We start from the raw sequence: 18,629 nt of genomic DNA on the forward strand, positions 1-18,629 counted from the left end.
AGGCGCACACCGGAGCGCTTTTCGCATCGCTAGACACTTGCCGTCAGCGCGGCACATGCTCCAATCAGCGATCATCGGCGCCACCGACAAACATGGCACGGATCGAACTCTCGTCCGGCAACTCGCCGTTGCCCGTCACCGTGGGCGCAACCGCCTCAGCGGCAGCACGGCTTACGTTCCTGTAGCGGTCCGCGTTCCGGTAGTCGTCGAGAAAGCGCACCACGAGGTCGGGGTTATACGTCCACTCTCCAGCGCGGTGATCCCACAGAACGGCATCGCCGATGCCCGCATCCACGACAAAGAGACCCGACGGCTCATTGTGTTCGTCATTCCGGTAGATCACGTAGTAGCTCAACAAACCCCTGCTCCAACTCTCCGACAACCTGTGGCGTTACGGGGAAGTCCCGACGCGCCAGCCCCAACTCTCGCACTACGCCCGCGAAATCCTCTCCTTCGCGAGCCAGCCAAGCCAAGTACTCGTGCCACACTCCGCTGTTCCGACTCACCCACTTCGCGAACGTCGCGTCCTTGGGTGGGAAACGTAGATCGAGCTCCGCTGGCAGCGCCTCCGGCAGGCCTCTGGCCCGATTCGCAGCCAGCATTCTCAAGAGCGCCCCCACTCGTCGCTGTGGACTGTTCGAGGGGCGCCGGACAACCTCGTAATCCTCATGAGTCGCTAACCACACTTCTCGAGATGCGGGAGTGTGGAGCTGCAACTCGATCAACATCCCGTCCGTTGATCGGAGGGTGCAGTTAACTCCGTAGAAGCGGTTACCCTGCCGCCAGAAGTTCTTGCAGGCCGAGGGTGCGACCGAGTAGCCGGCGTCGACCAATCCCGCAAGAACCAAGTCAACGGCCTGGCTGTACTGCTGCCCCGATGGAAGCTCGAAGCAAAAGCGGAGGACGTCGTTGACGCTCGCCGCAAAATCGGTCACGTCCTTGCCGTCGATGCTTGCCTCGTCGAGATACTTCCGCATCAGCGAATCGAGCGGCTTGACGCGAGACTCGCGCTCCCGCAACTCGATCGGCGCGCTGAGGCCGAGTGTGTTGGTCACGCGTCGCGCGACCTGAACCAGGGAGCCCTCGGTTCGGTCCGCGTTTGCCAGCGCGCTCTCGTGCAACTCGGTCAGCGTAGCCAACTCCGCTGGTGTGAGCCGGGCGGTGACTGGGAGCGCTGGTTGCCTTGGTGTTGACGGAGTTCCGCCGCTCGCATCCGTCGAGCCGGGGCCGTCCAGCAACAGGTACATGCGGTTGACGTACGGGTCGCCGTGGCCGCCGTCGTCGTACCCGGGTGGGTGGGTCGGCAGGTCGGGGCGTTCACTGAACCGGCCCCGGGGCAGTCCGCCCAGCGGCATCGGCCGGCCGTCTCCGCCCAGGACGAGCGCGTCGATGCCGACCACGTCGGGATACAGCGGATGGTCGCGGACGAGGCCGGTCTGCGGGTCGACGTAGAGGACGGTGCCGTTCTGGTTGAGTGCCACCCAGGCGTGCGAGCCACCACCGGCCCACTCGGTGATCAGGAACGCGTAGCTGCCGTGGCCGCCCAGCAGCAGTTGGTCGTGCAGATTGGCATACCCCTGCCGGGCCTGCGCCGGGTCTGACGGCTGACCGGGGGTGAGTACGCGTTGGAAGCGGCCGCCGGTGGCGTCCTCCACCCGGCCGGGGCCACCGGCCTCACCACGGATCGGGCGTCGGATGTCGCCGTCGAGGTAGCCGTCGAAGGTACGCGGCGCGGACACCCGCGGTCGCCCGTGCACCCACGTCTCGAAAAGCGACAGGGTGCAGTCCAGGCAGTTGATGCCACGGGTGGCGTCGGCCTGGGGGCCGCCGTCGTTCAGGAGGCGGAACCAGCCGCCCCGGCGCGGATCGGCGGTGCGTCGGACGGTGCCGTCGCGTTCGCGCGGCATCTGTCGTTCGACGTCGACCTGGTGCAGCGCCAGTGGTGGCCGGAGCCCGCCCGGCTGCCCGTACGGGCGGGAGTCGTCGATCGGCGGGGGGACGTCGTCGCCGGTGAGCCGGGACGGGCCGCCGGTCTCCACCGCGCCGAGCGCCAGAGCGCCCACGTCGCTGTTGGCGTGCGCGAAGGCCCCGTCGGCCAGGTCGACGACCGGCGGCGCCGTGATGCCCGCCAGTACGTCGTTGGCCAGGTCACGCCAGTGGGCGTACGCGCGCGTCTCGTCGTTCGCCGCCCGCTGCCAGCCGTCGGCCCACTGCCGGTGGCCGGTCTGGTGCAACTGTCGGGCGTAGTTGGCGTACTCGACAGCCCGGCGGTCGTGCTCCGCCGCCCGCGCCCGCAGGCGGACGGCCTCGGCCTGCCTGCGGTTGTTCTCGAAGCCGATCCGCTGTGCCTCGAAGTGGCCCTGGTAGCGCCGCCGCTCGGCGGCCTCCGCCTCGGCGAGCCACTGGGCCGCGTACCAGTCGTCGACGTCGGCCGTGGACTCCATCGGATCGCCGAACGCCACCACGTCGACCGGCGCCGACGTGCGACCGGCGGTCCTCTGCCGGGGTACGCGGGGTGGCGCGATCGACTCCCGCGTCGCGGTCGACTCGGGTGCGGAGTGCCGGCCCGTCGGCGCGACCACCGTGCTCCCGTCTGCCGGGGTCAGGGCTGCGCCGTGCCGGCCGGCGACGTCGGGGGACGCGCCGGCCGTCGGCCCGGTGGACGTGAACGGGGACGCCAGCGGAGGCGCGATGGCCGGGGCGGGGACGGCGGAAGCGGTCGGCGTCGGAAGCCCGGCAGTGCTCGCCGCCGGGCCGACCGGAGGCACCGCCCCCACGGCCGGCACCGGCCCGGTCGTCGGGGTCACGGAAGTAGACGAGGACCCGACCGACGAAGGCAGCGGGCCCGACGACGGCCCGAGCGCTGTGGGCGGGGATGCTGCCGAAACCGGCGACGACACGGCCGCGGCGGACCCGGGCAGACCGGTCGACGAGGGTACGGGGCCGCTGACGCCCGGGGCGACGCCGGCCGGCTCGACCGCCGGGGCGACCGCCGGGGCGACGCCGACCCCTGGGCCGCCGGCCGGGTCGACGACACCGGCGACGGGCGCGGTGACCCCCGGGAGCGGGGGCGCAGCCGCGTGAGGTCCCGGCTCCGCGACGCCCGCGAGCCCGACATCACCCCCCACCGCCGGCCGGGCTGCACTCGCCCCGGGCCCGTCGGCTGGCAGCCCAGGCGCGCCGGCTGCTGCCGACACCGACGAATCGGCGACGTCCGCGCCATTCCCCGTCAGACCCGACGAAGAAGACACCGCCCCGGAGCCCGCCGGCCCGGAAGACACCGTCCCAGTGGCCGGCCCTGGCGAAACCGGCCCAGACGACACGGGCGTGGACGTCGCGAGTTCCGGTGGTGGGGGCGGGATCGGAAGCGACGGGCCGGCGAGGGACGCTCCGGCCAGAGCGTCGGCCTGTGCGCGAAGGCGTGCCTGCAGAGCGTGGTCGGTCTGCGCGGTCGTCGAGCCGGTGACGCCGGACGCGGCGGCGCGTACCACGTCGTCGACCGAGGCCATGCCCTGCCCGGTGGCGACGCTGGCGGCGCTCTCGGCCAGCATCTCGCCGGTCATCTCCCGACCGAGGTGCTCGCCGATACGTGCCGCGCGGCCGGTCACGTGGCGGCCCAGGGCGGCCAGCGGCGCGACCGCACCGCCGGCGAGCCCGCCGACCGCCGAAGCGCCCAGATCGGTCAGGTCGACGCCGTGTGCCCGGCCCGTCGAGTTCTGGTACGTCTGCGTGGCGAGGCTGATCCCGGACTCCTCGGCCGCCTCCTCCAACCCTTCCCGGGTGGCGCGCTTGGCGAGCCCACGTACGCCGCCCTTGGCGACCTCCTTGGCCGCGCGTTCGCCGGCCTCCTTGAGCCCGCGCCGCAGCGCCTTACTGGCCAGTTGCCCCATGAGGCGTTTGAAGATCTGCTGGATGAGTAGCCGGGTCGCGGTGACGGCCGCGCCGGCCGCCGGAGACGCCGCCCCGGCGGTGAGCAACGCCGCCACCGCCACCGAGATCAGTTCGACGACCAGGATCCCCAGCTCGATCCAGACTTCGATCTTGGCACCCTCGATGTCGCAGCCGCACTCCTCGACCAGGCGGCCGAGGTCGGCGGTGACCGCGAGCAGCACCGGCAGGGGTGCGTCGGCGCCCTCGGCGATGCCGCGCCAGGCCGCCTCGAACGCGGCGTCGACAGCTCCCACGCCGCCGTATCCGCCGCGTACCTCGGTGGCGGCCGCCGCGGCGTCGGCGTGCGGGCCGGCGAGGACGGAGGCGACCGCGTACCACTGGTCCGCGACGTCCCAGACGGCCCGTTCGTTGCCCTCCGGCCACTGCACACCGACGGCCCAGTCGAGGGCCTCGTAGATCCAGCCCGGTACGTCCCAGGGCGCGTAGTCGAGTGGGTGCGGGATCGGGCTGGGCAGCACGCTCATCGGGATCGCCCCGCCGTCAGCGCTGGTCGGCGGCGCGGTCGAGCCGGGCGGCGCTGCTCTGGTCGGTCTGCACGCTGGCGTCGACCGCGCTGACCACGTCGACGCCCAACTCGGTGAGCCGCTGACCGACGCCCGCCCAGGCGCGCAGCACGGTCTGCTCGATGCCGCGGTAGCTCCGCTCGAACGCCGCGCCGATGTCGTCGCGCCCCCACGGACGGGCGCCGCTGGCGGCCTCGATCTCGCCGCCCTCCGCCGCGCGACGGGCCGTCACCGCCTCGCCGGACAGGGCCAGGTCGGCGCCGCCACGCCGCGCACGGGACGCGTCCAGCCAGAGCTGCCCGTCGGTCATGCCGACCCCTCGCGGCGGCCGAGCACGGCGTCGGCGCGGCCGAGTAACGCGCCGAAGTCGCCGGTACGCAGGAAGTCCGCCGAGCCGGAGCCGGCCGGCATGGTCTCGGCGACCAGGGCCTGGGTGGCCTGGCTGGCGGCGGCCACGGCGGCCCGGATCGTCTCGGTGATCTTCCGGCTCAGCGCCTCGGCGTCCCGGGCCCGGTAGGCGGCCGGCGCCAGGACGACCTCGATGACCTGGCCCTGCGCGTCGACCGTCGCCGTGACGTGCCCATCGGCGCAGCGGCGGGTCACCCGCAGCTCGGCGAGCCGTGCCGTCAGAGTGTCCAAACCGGACCTGAGCTGCTGGTACTGGCCGTACACGTCGTCGAATCGGGCTCGTAGCTCGCGATTGGCGTCCCGGTCCGCGCGTTCGCTCACCGCCACTCCTCCCGTCACCGTCGGTATCCAGGACCATACCGGCCGCCATCGATCCGCGTAGTCCGGTAGTTTCGGTGTGTGATCGACCGTCAGCAGGCTGAGCAGCTCGCGTCCGCCTGGGCTCGGCGCGACTCACAGCGCCTCGGCCACGAGTGCACCCCGCTGGTCGACGAGTTCGACCTGGGCTTCGTCGTCACCTCGATCGTGTCGAGCGGAGTGCGGGCGATCCCCGGCGACCTGCCGACGACCGTCATCGACAAACGCACCGGAAAGGTCACCACCTGGCCCCGGGTGCCGAGCGCCGTCGTGGCGGACCTGTACCGGCGTAGTCAGCCCAGCGGGCCGACCGCGCCGCGCACGATCGACGCGTCGAGCCTGCTGATCCGGGAGATCCACCGGGGTCCGACGCCGAACACGGTGGCGCACCTGACCCTCGACGGTCGCATCTGGACGGCCCAGGGCACGAGAGGCCCCGCGACCCTGAACCACCATCCGCTCGTGCGCGCCTACCTGGACGAGAGGCAGCCGGGCGAGCTGGTACGCGGCGTCGAATGTCACGCCGAGCTGATCGTGGTCTCCGACGTGCTGCACGAGTACGACCACCGACGGGCCGCCGAGGGTATCGAGCCGATGGGTCGGGCCGAGGCGGCGGCCCTGCTGGACGCCGCCCGCTTCGAGATCTTCCGGATCCGTGAGCCGGGTGATCCGGCCGGCGGCGTCGCCGAGCTGCCCTGCGACTCGTGCATCACGTTCCTGGTGCGCGCCAACGTCCTGCCGGAGGCGGCGCGGGCCTACACCGAGACGTGGCGGGCACCGGCCGCGCCCGACCCCGACCCGGGGCGCTTTCCGCCCGAGGTGACGAACGCGCTGGTGGCGGCGGGATGGCGTCCGCACATCGGCGACCAGATCATGGCGGCGGCCGGGGTACGGGACGTCACCGCCGTGCCCGGGAGGACGCATCGACACGAGGCCTTCCCCGCCGCCGTGGAGGCGTTGACGGCGTTCCCGAGCCTGGTGGGCGCCCGGCGCGGCCCGGGCGAGCAGGTGTGGATCTCCCGCTTCGACATCCGTCCGCACCTGATCGCGCACACCGCCGACACGCTCGCCGACTTCGGCGCGGTCCTCGGCGTCCGGCTCTTTCCGATCGGCACCGAGCAGCAGGACAGCATCCTCGCCGTCGACGAGCGGGGCCGGGTCTTCGCCCTCGACCAGGCCGGCGACTGGTTCCTCGGCGATAGCGTCGACGCGGCGCTCACCACGTTGCTGCTCGGCCGCGCCCCCGCCCGGGTTCGCGACGACGGCACCTGGTCCTAGAGCGCCAGCCCGGTCAGCACCATCACACGCGGTTCGGTGTAGTCGTCCATCGCGCTGCGCAGCCCTTCCCGGCCGACGCCGCTGCCCTTCACCCCGCCGTACGGCATCTGGTCCGCCCGGTACGACGGCACGTCGCCGACGATCACGCCGCCCACCTCCAGGACTCGCGCGGCGGCGAAGGCCACGTCCAGCCGCCGGGTGAACACGCCCGCCTGCAACCCGTACGCCGAATCGTTGACCGCGGCGAACGCGGCCTGGTCGTCGGCGACCGGGGTGACCACCAGCACCGGCCCGAACACCTCCTCGGCGACGACCTTGGCGTCCGCCGGCACGCCGGTGAGGACCGTCGGGGGGTACGTAGCACCGTTGCGGACGCCGCCCACCTCGACCGTGGCGCCGGCCGCGACCGCCTCGGACACCCACGTCTCGACCCGGCGGGCCGCGTCCTCGGACACCATCGGTCCGACGTCGGTCAGCTCCGACGTGGGGTCGCCGGTGCGCAGCGCGCGTACCGCCGCCACCAGCCGGGGCAGGAAGCCGGCGTGCAGCGCGTGGTGCACGTACACCCGTTGCACGGCGATGCACGACTGGCCGGCCTGGTAGTTGGCGAACGTGGCGATGCGCTGCGCGGCGAAGTCCAGGTCCTCGTCGGCGGTCCAGTCCGCGCAGAGCACCGCCGCCGCGTTGCCGCCCAGTTCCAGCGTCACGTGCTTCTCCGGTATTTGCCGCCGGATCGCCGCGCCGACCGGCCCCGACCCGGTGAACGACACGACCGGCAGCCGGGGGTCGGCGACCAGTTCGGCGGCGCGGTCGTTGGGCAGCGGCAGCACCGAGAACATGCCGGCCGGGAGGTCCGTCTCGGCCAGCAGTTCGCCGAGCAGCAGCGCGGACAGCGGCGTCGCCGGGGCCGGCTTGACGATGATCGGCGCGCCGACCGCGATGGCCGGGGCGACCTTGTGCGCGACCAGGTTGAGCGGGAAGTTGAACGGCGCGATGCCGAGCACCGGCCCTCGGGGCGCCCGTCGGACCAGGGCGATCCGGCCGGTGGCGGCCGGATCGGTGTCGAGTCGTTGCAGCTCACCGGAGAAGCGCCGGGCCTCCTCGGCGGCCCACCGGAAGGTGGACACCGCCCGTCCGACCTCGGCGCGCGCCCACTTCACGGGCTTGCCGTTCTCGGCGGTGATGAGCGCCGCGACCTCGTCGGCACGCTCGGCGAGCCGCCGGGACACGTGGTCCAGGGCCGCCGCGCGGGCGTGCGCGGGCAGGGCCGCGGCCTGCGCGGACACCCCGGCCGCTGCCGCGACAGCGGCCTCGACCTGGTCACTGGTGGCAAAGGTGGTACGCCCCACCGCGCGACCGTCGTACGGGTGGTGGACGGTCAACTCGCCCGTGCCGGAGGCGGGACGGGAGGCGACGAAGAAGGGTGCGGGCTCCACGCCGTGCAGCGTAGACGAGTCAGCAGTCGACGGAAACAGTCGCCGCAGCCCTTGTCTGCTGCGGATTCAGTAGTGAAGATGGCAGGAAGATTGCGATAACCGCCGCAGACCTCACCCCCGGCCCCCTCGGAGTGATCCCGTCATGAGTGACCAGCAGCAGCTGCGCAACTTCGTCAACGGCTCCTACGTCGACCCGGCCGACGGCGGCTACGCCGACCTGGTCGACCCCTGCACCGGGGAGGTGTTCGCGCAGGCGCCGGTCTCCGGCCCCGCCGACGTCGACGCGGCGATGAACGCCGCCGCCACCGCCTTCGAGAGCTGGCGGGAGGTCACCCCCGCCGAGCGGCAGCGGGCACTGCTCAAGCTCGCCGACGCCGTGGAGGCACGGGCCGCCGAGCTGGTCGACGCCGAGGTACGCAACACCGGCAAGCCCCGCCAACTGACCGCCGAGGAGGAGTTGCCCCCGGCGGTGGACGAGTTCCGGTTCTTCGCCGGGGCCGCCCGGATGTTGGAGGGGCGCTCGGCCGGGGAGTACCTGGCCGGGCACACCTCGTACGTGCGGCGCGAGCCGATCGGGGTCTGCGCCCAGGTGACCCCCTGGAACTACCCGCTGATGATGGCGATCTGGAAGATCGCCCCGGCGCTCGCCGCCGGCAACACGGTCGTGCTGAAGCCGTCGGACACCACTCCGGTGTCGACGCTGCTGCTCGCCGAGATCGCCGCCGAGTTCTTCCCGCCGGGGGTGTTCAACGTGGTCTGCGGCGACCGCGACACCGGTCGTACCCTCGTGTCGCATCCGACCCCACAGCTCGTGTCGATCACCGGCTCGACCCGCGCGGGCATGGAGGTGGCCGCCGCGGCGGCCCCGGACCTGAAGCGCACCCACCTGGAGCTGGGCGGCAAGGCCCCGGTGGTGATCTTCGACGACGCGGACGTGGCGGCGGCGGCCGAGGCCATCGCCGTCGGCGGCTACTTCAACGCCGGGCAGGACTGCACGGCGGCGACCCGGGTACTGGCCGGTCCCGGCGTCCACGACGACTTCGTGGCGGCGCTCACCGAGCAGGCCCGCGCCACGAAGACCGGCGCGCCGGACGACGCCGACGTGCTCTACGGCCCGCTGAACAACGCCAACCAGCTCGCCCGGGTCAGCGGTTTCGTCGACCGGTTGCCCGACCACGCGGCGATCCAGACCGGCGGCTCCCGGCAGGGCGAGCGCGGCTACTTCTACACGCCCACCGTCGTGTCCGGGCTGCGGCAGGCCGACGAGATCATCCAGGACGAGGTGTTCGGTCCGGTCATCACCGTGCAGCGCTTCTCCGACGAGGACGAGGCGGTGCGCTGGGCCAACGGCGTCGACTACGGCCTGTCGGCGTCGGTCTGGACCCGCGACCACGGCCGGGCGATGCGGATGACGCGACGGCTCGACTTCGGCTGCGTCTGGGTCAACACGCACATCCCGTTCGTCTCCGAGATGCCGCACGGCGGCTTCAAGCACTCCGGGCACGGCAAGGACCTGTCGGTCTACAGCCTGGAGGACTACACCCGGATCAAGCACGTCATGCACAACATCGAGGGCTGACCCTTGCCGTCCTCGGAAGAACTGCACAAGCGCCGCAGTGGTGCCGTCGCCCGTGGCGTGGGCAGCGTCATCAGCTCCTATGTGGACGCCGCGTCGGGCGGCACGCTCACCGACGTCGACGGACGGGAGTGGATCGACTTCGCCGCCGGCATCGCCGTCACCAGCGTCGGCAACTCCGCGCCGAGGGTGGTCGAGGCCGTCCGCGCCCAGGTCGAACGGTTCACCCACACCTGCTTCATGGTCGCGCCCTACGAGTCGTACGTGACGGTGTGTGAACAGCTCAACGCGTTGACGCCGGGCGCATTCGAGAAGCGCTCGGCGCTGTTCAACTCCGGTGCCGAGGCGGTGGAGAACGCCGTCAAGATCGCGCGGCACGCCACCGGACGACCGGCGGTGGTGGTGTTCGACCACGCGTACCACGGCCGGACCAACCTGACCATGGCGTTGACCGCGAAGAACATGCCGTACAAGCACCGGTTCGGGCCGTTCGCCGGGGAGATCTACCGGGTGCCGATGTCGTACCCGCTGCGCGACGGCGGGCTCACCGGCGCGGAGGCGGCGGCGCGGGCCATCGAGGTGGTCGAGAAGCAGGTGGGTGCCGAGAACGTCGCCGCGCTGCTCATCGAGCCGATCCAGGGTGAGGGCGGTTTCGTCGTACCCGCGCCGGGTTTCCTGCCGGCGCTGCGGGAGTGGGCGACGGCGGCCGGGGTGGTCTTCGTCGCCGACGAGATCCAGACCGGCTTCTGCCGGACCGGCGACTGGTTCGCCTGCCAGCACGAGGGCGTCGAACCCGACCTGGTCACCCTCGCCAAGGGCATCGCCGGCGGGCTGCCCCTCGCGGCGGTCACCGGTCGGGCGGAGCTGATGGACGCGGTGCACGTCGGCGGGCTCGGCGGCACGTACGGCGGCAACCCGATCGCCTGCGCCGCCGCGCTGGCCACCATCGAGACCATGCACGAACTGGACCTGGCCGGTGCGGCCCGCCGGATCGAATCCGTGCTGGCACCCCGCCTCCGGGCCATCGCCGAGCGGGATCCCCGGATCGCCGAGGTACGCGGCCGGGGCGCGATGCTCGCCGTCGAACTGGTCCAGCCCGGGTCGCTCGTCCCCGACCCGAGCGCCACGGCCGCCATCTCGGCGGCCTGCCACGCCGCCGGCCTGCTCACCCTGACCTGCGGCACGTACGGCAACGTGCTGCGCTTTCTACCGCCGCTGGTCATCTCCGACACGCAGCTCACCCGGGGCGCCGACATCCTCGACGCGGCGTTCGCCTGACGTGGGTGCAGGGGCCCGCGTCGGGCCCCTGCACCTTCCGTCAGCGCAGCACCTCGACCGTGTTGTTGCGCACGAGGTTCTTGCCCGGCTCGCGGATCTGGTCCATCGCGGCGGTGTTGAGCAGCACACAGCTCCCGGACGGGCCGGTCACCGTCACCGTGGTCGCCCGGTTGTTGTCCAGATTCGTCACCCGCAGCCGCGTGCCGACGGGGAACTTCCCGCTGGTCGCCGCCGGCGCGGCGTTCTCGGCGAAGAAGGTGATCGCGCCGGAGCAGGCCGAGCCGGGCACCGGGCGCGGCGCGGCGGGCGAGGCGGCACCGGGGCGTACGCCACCGGGGGCGGGCTGGGCTGCCACGCCGTCCAGCCGCTCCACCACGTTGCGGCGGATCACGTTCTTGCCCGGCTCCCGCACCAACTCCATGGCGGCGGCGTTGAGCAGCACACAACTCCCCGACGGGCCGGTCACCGTCACCGTGGCCGCGCGGTTGTTGTCCAGATTGGTCACCCGCAGCCGCGTACCCACCGGGAACCGGTCGCTGGTCGCCGCCGGCGCACCGGCCTCCGCGGAGAACGTCACCGAGCCGGAGCAGACGGACGACCGTGCCGGGGCGGTGTCGGCGAACCCGAACCCGGTCCCCACCGCCACCCCTGCGGCGGCAACCACCGCCACGGTAGCCGCCAGCACATGCTTCCGCTGCACCCTCATCGCCGAAACTCCCGCCCTAGCCAATGTCCGTCAGCCCCTGATACGGAAACCACCCCCCAACCGTTCACCCGCGCCCCCCGCGCCTCACCCCAGACCCCGTCGATCATGGAGTCATGGTGGGCGTTACACGCTGGTTTGCACTTCTTCAGGAGCACCACAACTTCATGATCGACGGGGCCTGGGGTCTGGGGTCTGGGGCCTGGGGCCTGGGGTCAGGGGCCTGGGGGGCGGGGACGCTAGGGGTGGAGGAGGGGGGCCAGGGTTTGGATGATGTGGGCGGGGCGACGGTAGAGGTCAAGATCGGTGAAATAGCGCATTTGCCACCCGTTGTCGGCGAGCCAGTTCATTCGAGAGCGATCGCCCTGGAGGCGGGCGCGGTCCAGATGGGACACGCCGTCGTACTCAACACCGACCCGGTGTTGCCGGTAGCCAAGGTCCAGGCGGTAGAGCGGTATCCCGTTGTTGTCCGACACCCACAGCTGAGGCTCCGGCGGTGGCAGGCCGCCGTCGATCAACACAAGGCGAAGCTGACTTTCCTGTCGGCACTCCGCCCGGGGATCGGCGTGGCTGACGAGTTCGCGCGCCTGACAGATCCCCCGCAGGCGCTCGTGCCGAGCGACTTCGACCAGGAGTTCGTCAGGTTGGCAAGCGCCGACCCGAAGACACAGGTCCAGCAGTGGCATCGCGTCCATTCGGCGCACCGATCGCGCCAGATCCACGGCACATCGAGCAGCGGGTGCACAGGGCACACCATCCAGAAGCACCGGATCACCTACGGGCAACACCGACTCGTGGGCCACGACTCCCCGAATGTGTGGCACGCGCTCCCCCGCTGGAACGATGACGTGCACGTCGGGGCTGCGGAGGTCGCCGAAACCGTGTAGTTGTGCGCCGGTGTGATATCCGACCACAGCAGTGTCCGGCAAACGCCGGAAGATCGCCGGCAGGTGCCCACTGCGGTAGGCCGATGGCGCGTAGATACTCCGCGACAGCCGGTGCAGCTGGGATAGCCCAACGATCTTGCGCACCTGCTCGCGACTGAGGCCGGCGCTGAGTAGCTCCGAGTATCGATAAAGACGCTCCGCCATACCGCGGAATCTGCGTCACCGAGCCCCGAACCCTCCACCCCACCCCAGCCCTCTGTGGATAAAGTCCAGCCCTGTGCAAAACCCCCAAAAAAGCGTCCAACGTGCTATGCCCTGACTCGCCAACGGGGCCGATCATGGAGTTGTGGTGCCGCCAGGAAGCCTCGAATCGGCTTCTTCTGCCCACCACAACTCCATGATCGACGCGACTGGGCGGGGCGCGACTGGGCGGGGCGCGACTGGGCGGGGCGGGGGTTAGTCGCAGCCGTAGCCGTCGTTGTCGCGGTCCAGGTCGTAGACGTCTTCGCCGATCACCTTGACTACTCCGCTGACGTAGGCCGGGCCGTTGCCGCGGCCGCCGGCGCAGTCGACGTCGCTGGCGATCGGGACGCAGGGGCGCGGGGCGGGCAGCTCACGCTGCTGAGCGCTCCTGTGTCCCCCATGGTGAGCCGTAGGCGGTGAGGAGGTCGAGGAACGGCACCGGGGGCAGCGCCTCCGGCCCGAGCACCCCCACGCCGGTCCACGCGCCAGTGGCGAGCAGTTCGAGCGCCACCACCGGGTTGACGGCGGTCTGCCAGACAACCGCCTGGTGGCCGTACTCGCTCATCGACCACTCGTTGTCGACCACGTGGTAGAGGTAGACCTCCCGGGGTTGGCCGTCCGGGCCCAGGCCACGGACCCAGGTGCCGGCGCAGGTCTTGCCGCGCATCCGCGCGCCGAGGGTGGCCGGGTCGGGCAGGCAGGCCGCCACCACGTCGCGCGGGGACACGTCGACCCCGCGTATCCGGACCGGGGAGACGCCGTCCAGGCCGAGCTTGTGCAGCGTCTTCAGGACGTCGATGAACTCCTCGCCGAGCCCGTACTTGAAGGTGACCCGGCGGGCCTTCACCCAGCGCGGGATGAGCAGCACCTCCTCGTGCTCCACGTTGACGCACTCGACCGGCCCGATCCCCTCCGGGAAGTCGAAGACCTCGGGCTCGCTGAACGGCTCGGTGGTGTACCAGCCGCGGTCGGCCTCCCAGATCACCGGCGGGTTGAGGCATTCCTCGATCGTGGTCCAGATGGAGAACGAGGGAGCGAAGTCGTAGCCGTCGACGGTGAGGTTCGCGCCGTCCCGCACGCCGATTTCGTCGATCTCGCTGAACAGCTCGTCGGCGGCGTACCGGGCGAACACATCGGACAGTCCCGGTTCGACGCCGATGCCGGCGAGCGCCAACCTACCGGCCGCCGACCAGGCGTCGGCCTGCGCGAACTGTTCGTCGCCGAGCCGCACGCCCGTGTCGGCGTGCGAGAGCGACATCGCCATGTCCAGGTAGTCCGCGCCGGCCGCGAACGCGCCGTCGAAGATGGGCATGACGAAGCGCGGGTCGACGGCGTTGAGCACGTGGGTGATCCGGTGTTCCCGGCACAGCGCGGTGATCGCGTCGGCCGAGGAGGCGTCGACCTGGGCGGCGACGAAACGGCCGCCGTGCGCGGCCACCGCGCGGGCCGCGCGCTGCGGGTCGTGGTCGGCCACGACCATCGTCTCGAAGAAGGCCCGTCGGGCGGCGATGGCTACGGCGGCGGAGCCGACGCCACCGGCGCCGACGAGCAGGACACGCATCAGGAATCAAACCCCAAACCAAGACGATCGAGAGTACGGAGCCACAGGTCACGCCGGCCCCCACGCGCATCGGCACGGGCCATCGACCGGCGGGTGAGATTGATGCCGACCGCGCGGACGGGTTCCGGCGGGAACGGCAGGGGCTTGCGGCGGACGAGGTCGAGCCGGGTCAGCGGGGTGTTTCCGCCGGCCAGCAGGTCGAGGAGGACCCGGGCGGAGAAGCGGGTCGCGCCGACGCCGAGACCGGTGTACCCGGCCGCGTACGCCAGCCGACCGCCGAAGGCGGTGCCGTAGAACGGGCAGAACCGGGTGCAGGTGTCGATGACGCCGCCCCAGCGGTGGCTGAAGCGCACGTCCGCGAGCTGCGGGAACGTGGTGAAGAAGTGCTGCGCGAGGGTGGTGAAGGTGGCTGGGCGCTGTTCCAGCTTCGGGGCGACCCGGTTGCCGTAGTGGTAGACGGCGTCGTAGCCGCCGAAGAGGATCCGCCCGTCGCGGGTGATCCGGTAGTAGTGGAACTGGTTGCCGGTGTCGGCGAGCCCCTGCCGGTTGCGCCAGCCGATCGCGTCGCGCTGCGCCGGGCTGAGCGGTTCGGTCATCAGCACGTGGTCGTAGACGGGCACCACGTACGCGCGCAGCCGGCGCAGCAGCGGCGGGAACGCGTTGGTGGCGAGCACGACCCGTCGGGCGCGGATCACGCCGGGGCGGCCCGGGGCGGCTACGGCAGAGCCGGCCAGGCCGGCAGGTGCGGCAGTGCGGGCCAGGCCGGCGGGTGCGGCAGAGCGGGCCAGGCCAGCAGGTGCGGCAGAGCGGGCCAGGCCGGCAGGTGCGGCAGAGCGGGCCAGGTCGGCGGGATCGCTGCCGAGGGTGTCCGCCCGTAACGCGACGCCGTCGGCGCGCAGCCCGGTGACCCGGGTGTGCTCGTGCACGCGTACGCCCAGGGCGAGGCAGGCGCGGCGCAGTCCCCAGGCCAGCTTCGCCGGGTCCACCATGGCGACCCGGTCGGCGTCAACCATCCCGCCCAGGTAGGTCGGCGAGTTGACCTCGGCGCGGACCTCGGCGGCGTCGAGCAACCGCACCCGGTGGCCGTACCGGCGGGCCAGCTCCGCGTCGGCGACCAGCCCGTCGAGCTGGTACGGCTCGACGGCGACGGCCAGCTCACCGGTGCGCTCGAAGTCGCAGTCGATGTCGAACTCGGCGACGGTGGCGGCGATCGCGTCCAGGTTCTCCCGGCCCAGGCGTTCCAGCTCGCCGACCTCGTCGGGGAACCGGTCGACGCCGTTGGCGAGACCATGGGTGAGCGAGGCGGCGCAGAACCCGCCGTTGCGCCCGGAGGCGGCCCACCCGCAGGTGCCCGCGTCGACGAGCAGCACGTCCCGCTCCGGGTCGGCGCGCTTGGCCTCCAGGGCGGCCCAGAGCCCGCCGTACCCGCCGCCGATGACGAGCAGGTCGGCGGTCTGCGCGCCGGTGAGCGGCGGCAGCGGGTCGGGGCGCTCCCTGCGGTCGAGCCAGTACGGCACGGGTGCCGCGTCGGCCAGCGCCCGGCCGACGTGCGCGGGCGTCATGACGGCCGCCGCGCCTGCGGTGTCGGAACGGCCAGCAGGTTGGCGCGGCGCTCCCGCCGCCCGCGCAGCGAGCTGAGCCCCACCAGCAGCAACGCGATCGCGAACATCGCGGTGCCGATGACGTTGACCTGCGGCGGGATGCCCCGCTGGGCGGCGCCCCAGACGTACATGGGGAACGTGACCGTCGTGCCGGCGTTGAAGTTGGTGATGATGAAGTCGTCGAAGCTCAACGAGAAGGCGAGCAGCGCGGCGGCCACGATGCCGGGCAGCACCAGCGGCAGGGTGATCCGCCGGAAGGTCTGCCACTCGTTGGCGTAGAGGTCCATGGCGGCCTCCTCCAGCCGCCGGTCCATCCCGGCGAGCCGCGCCTTCACGGTGACCACCACGAACGACACGCAGAACATGACGTGCGCGATGACGATGGTCCAGAAGCCCTGCGGCACCCCGGCCGAGACGAACAGGGCCAGCAGCGACGTGCCCATCACCAGCTCGGGCGTCGCCATCGGCAGGAAGATCAGCACGTTGACGCCGGCCCGACCCCGGAAGCGGTGCCGGACCAGCGCGAACGCCATCAGCGTGCCAAGTACGGTAGCCACGACCGTGGCGATGAAGCCGATCTGCACGCTGCGGACGACCGCGTCGCACATGTCCGAGGTGGCGCAGGGCTGCCGCCAGTTGTCGAGGGTGAACTCGTTGAAGTCGTACGACAGTCGGCTCGACGGGCGGTTGAACGACAGCCCGGCCACCACCAGGATCGGCAGCGACAGGTAGCCGAGCACCAGCAGCGCCACGATCATCACCCAGCGGTCCGCCAGCCAGCGCGAGATCCTCACAGCACCTCCTCCGTGCCAGCCCGCCGCAGGTAGCCGAAGACCACCGCGAGGATCGCCGCCATCAGCAAGAACGACAGCGCGGCGCCCTGCGGGTAGTCCAGCCGGACCAGGAACGCCGAGTCGATGACGTTGCCGACCATGTACTCGTTGGGGGTGCCGAGCAGTTCGGCGTTGATGTAGTCGCCGCTGGCCGGGATGAAGAACAGCAGCGTGCCGGCGACCAGGCCGGGCATCGACAGCGGCAGGGTCACCCGGCGGAATGCCTGCGCCGGGCTCGCGTACAGGTCGCCGGCCGCCTCCAGCAGCCGCCCGTCGAGCCGCTCCAGGCTCGCGTACAGCGGCAGCACGAGAAACGGCAGGAAGTTGTACGTCAGGCCGAGCACCACCGCGAACGGCGTGGCCAACAGTCGGCCGTCGGGGGCGAGCAGGTGCACGTCGCGCAGCAGCCCGACGAGCGCGCCGTTGTCCGACAGGATCGTCTTCCAGGCCAACGTACGGACCAGGAAGCTGGTGAACATCGGCGCGACGACGCACACCAGCAGCAGGTTCTTCCACCGGCCCGCCTTCTGCGCGATGGCGTACGCCAACGGGTAGCCCAGCAGCAGCGCCACCACCAGGGCCAGCCCGGCGTAGCCGAACGAGCGCAGAAGCTGCGGCCAGTACGCCTGCACCACGTCCGGGTAGTTGCCGAACGCCCAGGTCATCGCGTACCCGGTGGAGAGCGAGCCGCCGGGGTCGTACAGGCTCGCGGCGGCGAGCTGCAGCAGCGGCACACCGAAGAAGACGAGCAGCCAGGCCGCGCCGGGCAACAGCAGCAGGTACGGCAGGAGGCGGTACCGCCCGGACCGGGCTGCCGGTGCCGTGGGCGGCGGCTGACCCGCCTTGGTGGGCGCCAGGAGGGTCACGAGGACGCACCCACCGGCTCGTCGAGCACCGGCGATGTCCGGTCGGTGTCGGCGGCGTCGCGCGGCAGCAGGAACGCGTGCCGTGGATCCCAGTACGCCACGGCCTCGCCGCCGACCGGGACCTGGGTCGCGGCACCGCTGTTGGCGGCGAAGACCGACAACTCGGTGCCCCAGCCGGTGCGCAGCAGGTACTGCGTGCTGACGCCCACGTAGGAGGCGTCGGTGACCACACCGGTGACCAGTTGGTGTCCGTGGGGGACCTGGTCGGCGGAGCCGACCAGTTGCAGCTTCTCCGGGCGTACCCCCAGGTGGACCGGACCCCGGTCGGCGCGTGAGCGGCCGGCGGGCACGGTGAAGCGCGAACCGTGCGCCGTCACCGCGACCTCGCCGCCGCTGGTGCCGGCGGCCTCGCCGGCGAGGAGGTTGGACTGGCCGAGGAAGTTCGCCACGAACGCGGTGGCCGGGAACTCGTAGATGTCCGCCGGGGCGCCCTGCTGCTCGATGCGGCCGGCGTTCATCACCGCGACGGTGTCGGCCATGGTCATGGCCTCCTCCTGGTCGTGGGTGACGTGCACGAAGGTGATGCCCACCTCGGTCTGGATGCGCTTCAGCTCGATCTGCATCTGCCGGCGCAGCTTCAGGTCGAGCGCGCCCAGCGGCTCGTCGAGCAGCAGCACCTGCGGCTTGTTGATCAGCGCGCGGGCCAGCGCGACCCGCTGCTGCTGGCCGCCGGAGAGCTGGGCCGGGCGGCGCGGGCCGAAGCCGTCGAGCTGCACCAGCGACAGCATCCGCCGCACCTCGTCGTCGACCGAGCGGATGCCGCGTCGGCGCAGCCCGAAGGCCACGTTCTCGAAGATGGTGAGGTGCGGAAAGAGCGCGTAGCTCTGAAAGACCGTGTTGACCGGCCGCTTGTACGGCCGCAGCCGGGCGATGTCGGTGTCGCCGAGCAGCACCTGACCGCTGGTCGGCTCCTCCAGCCCGGCGATCATCCGAAGGGTGGTGGTCTTGCCGCAGCCGGACGCGCCGAGCAGCGCGAAGAACGAGCCCTGCGGAATCGTCAGGCTGAGGTCGTCGACGGCGGTGAAGATGCCGAACCGCTTGGTGAGGTCGGCCAGGCGCAGATCGCCGGCGGGTGTCTCGCGCGTCAT

15 protein-coding genes are annotated in these 18,629 nt (G+C 71.8%); 3 read left to right on the forward strand and 12 right to left on the reverse strand.

The features are described from left to right. Positions 1-64 precede the first annotated feature (64 nt). The 4 genes from AB0J36_RS05815 to AB0J36_RS05830 are packed head-to-tail and all read right to left on the reverse strand — an operon-like array spanning position 65 to position 5,183. Positions 65-355: a hypothetical protein gene (locus tag AB0J36_RS05815; protein WP_357394360.1), complete on the reverse strand. Its 291-nt coding sequence runs from the start codon at positions 353-355 to the stop codon at positions 65-67. Next, on the reverse strand, positions 327-4,415 hold the full coding sequence (locus AB0J36_RS05820) for a toxin glutamine deamidase domain-containing protein (RefSeq protein WP_363660146.1): 4,089 nt from the start codon (positions 4,413-4,415) through the stop codon (positions 327-329). Before AB0J36_RS05820 ends, AB0J36_RS05815 begins: the two co-directional genes overlap by 29 nt. 16 nt (positions 4,416-4,431) lie before the next feature. Then, positions 4,432-4,764, reverse strand: coding sequence for a hypothetical protein (locus AB0J36_RS05825; RefSeq protein ID WP_357129907.1), 333 nt, complete (start codon positions 4,762-4,764; stop codon positions 4,432-4,434). After that, positions 4,761-5,183 (reverse strand): YbaB/EbfC family nucleoid-associated protein, encoded by a 423-nt coding sequence (locus tag AB0J36_RS05830; RefSeq protein WP_357174850.1) that lies wholly within the window; start codon positions 5,181-5,183, stop codon positions 4,761-4,763. Before AB0J36_RS05830 ends, AB0J36_RS05825 begins: the two co-directional genes overlap by 4 nt. A 78-nt stretch (positions 5,184-5,261) precedes the next feature. Here AB0J36_RS05830 and AB0J36_RS05835 point away from each other — a divergent pair, with 78 nt between their 5' ends. Beyond that, positions 5,262-6,497, forward strand: a complete 1,236-nt coding sequence (locus AB0J36_RS05835) for an SUKH-3 domain-containing protein (protein ID WP_357394364.1) — start codon at positions 5,262-5,264, stop codon at positions 6,495-6,497. Here the strand turns inward: AB0J36_RS05835 and AB0J36_RS05840 are convergent. Further along, a complete protein-coding gene (locus AB0J36_RS05840) occupies positions 6,494-7,933 on the reverse strand; it encodes an aldehyde dehydrogenase family protein (protein ID WP_357129916.1) in 1,440 nt (479 codons plus the stop codon). The two genes, AB0J36_RS05835 and AB0J36_RS05840, sit on opposite strands and share 4 nt — an antisense overlap. Positions 7,934-8,075: 142 nt before the next feature. Here AB0J36_RS05840 and AB0J36_RS05845 point away from each other — a divergent pair, with 142 nt between their 5' ends. Next, the gene (locus AB0J36_RS05845) at positions 8,076-9,512 is read left to right on the forward strand and encodes a gamma-aminobutyraldehyde dehydrogenase (protein WP_357129919.1); all 1,437 of its coding nucleotides are present in this window, start codon (positions 8,076-8,078) and stop codon (positions 9,510-9,512) included. Positions 9,513-9,515: 3 nt separating this feature from the next. After that, the gene (gene gabT, locus AB0J36_RS05850; protein WP_363660147.1) at positions 9,516-10,787 is read left to right on the forward strand and encodes a 4-aminobutyrate--2-oxoglutarate transaminase; all 1,272 of its coding nucleotides are present in this window, start codon (positions 9,516-9,518) and stop codon (positions 10,785-10,787) included. A gap of 40 nt (positions 10,788-10,827) precedes the next feature. Here gabT and AB0J36_RS05855 read toward each other — a convergent pair whose 3' ends face one another. From AB0J36_RS05855 to AB0J36_RS05885, 7 genes are all read right to left on the reverse strand, one after another. Further along, the gene (locus tag AB0J36_RS05855) at positions 10,828-11,493 is read right to left on the reverse strand and encodes a hypothetical protein (protein WP_357129925.1); all 666 of its coding nucleotides are present in this window, start codon (positions 11,491-11,493) and stop codon (positions 10,828-10,830) included. 236 nt (positions 11,494-11,729) lie between these two features. Next, a complete protein-coding gene (locus AB0J36_RS05860; protein WP_363660148.1) occupies positions 11,730-12,581 on the reverse strand; it encodes a hypothetical protein in 852 nt (283 codons plus the stop codon). Positions 12,582-12,990: 409 nt separating this feature from the next. Continuing rightward, the gene (locus tag AB0J36_RS05865; RefSeq protein WP_357129930.1) at positions 12,991-14,181 is read right to left on the reverse strand and encodes a saccharopine dehydrogenase C-terminal domain-containing protein; all 1,191 of its coding nucleotides are present in this window, start codon (positions 14,179-14,181) and stop codon (positions 12,991-12,993) included. Then, entirely contained in the window at positions 14,181-15,743 is a 1,563-nt protein-coding gene (locus tag AB0J36_RS05870) for an FAD-dependent oxidoreductase (protein ID WP_363660149.1), read from the reverse strand. Before AB0J36_RS05870 ends, AB0J36_RS05865 begins: the two co-directional genes overlap by 1 nt. Next, positions 15,740-16,576, reverse strand: a complete 837-nt coding sequence (locus AB0J36_RS05875) for an ABC transporter permease (protein WP_357129936.1) — start codon at positions 16,574-16,576, stop codon at positions 15,740-15,742. Before AB0J36_RS05875 ends, AB0J36_RS05870 begins: the two co-directional genes overlap by 4 nt. After that, on the reverse strand, positions 16,573-17,481 hold the full coding sequence (locus AB0J36_RS05880; protein ID WP_357174871.1) for an ABC transporter permease: 909 nt from the start codon (positions 17,479-17,481) through the stop codon (positions 16,573-16,575). The genes AB0J36_RS05875 and AB0J36_RS05880 overlap by 4 nt, the downstream gene beginning before the upstream one ends. Further along, positions 17,478-18,629 carry an ABC transporter ATP-binding protein gene (locus AB0J36_RS05885; protein WP_357174875.1) on the reverse strand — a complete coding sequence of 384 codons (1,152 nt, stop codon included), beginning with the start codon at positions 18,627-18,629 and terminating at the stop codon, positions 17,478-17,480. Before AB0J36_RS05885 ends, AB0J36_RS05880 begins: the two co-directional genes overlap by 4 nt.

Source organism: Micromonospora sp. NPDC049662 (assembly GCF_040675055.1).
Taxonomy (GTDB): Bacteria; Actinomycetota; Actinomycetes; order Mycobacteriales; family Micromonosporaceae; genus Micromonospora.